A 550-nucleotide genomic window follows, 5' to 3' on the forward strand; every position below is an offset into this window, starting at 1 on the left:
CGGGGGAGTATGTGGGAGGATGGGCGAAGGGGGATAAGTTTTTTGAGAATGCGGGGTCGGCATACCCCCACCCCTTACCCCTCCCGTAAGGTGCAGATCGCGGCGACTAGCCGAGGTTAGCGACCATTTCTTCCTGCTTGCGGCGCAGCGCCCAAAGGCGGGTGGAGGTGTCGGGGGTGGCGTTTTGGAGGNGACCGGAACGGCGCGGGCCGCAGTGGCTTCGGCGGCGGTCATCGTCCAGGAGCGGTAGCAGGTCTCGCCGATGGCGTCGAAGGTTTCGCCGGGGGCGAGATCGCGCTTGGCGACGGCGGCGACTTCGGCGACGGGGCGCGGCAGCGGGACCATGTCGGCCTTGCCGTAGAGGACCGCGCGGGCACAGGAGAGCGGGACTTCGAGGCTGGTCAGGTGGTAGGGCCGGTGGAAGGCGTAGTACGGGCCCTTGCCGACATGGAGATCGTCCATGCGCTCGATGACGCGCGGATGCGTCGCCTCGACGACGACGAAGACGCCGGGCGCAACGCCCTTGCCGATCGTGTAGTCGACCACGCCC

At 67.9% G+C, this 550-nt stretch carries 1 pseudogene; it reads right to left on the bottom strand.

Annotated features, from left to right (window positions below):
* Positions 1–106: 106 nt before the first annotated feature.
* Positions 107–550, bottom strand: a pseudogene (locus PZ895_RS16445) (homoserine dehydrogenase); the annotation flags it as partial.

It is taken from the genome of Mesorhizobium sp. YIM 152430, assembly GCF_029210365.1.
Taxonomy (GTDB): Bacteria; Pseudomonadota; Alphaproteobacteria; order Rhizobiales; family Rhizobiaceae; genus Aliihoeflea.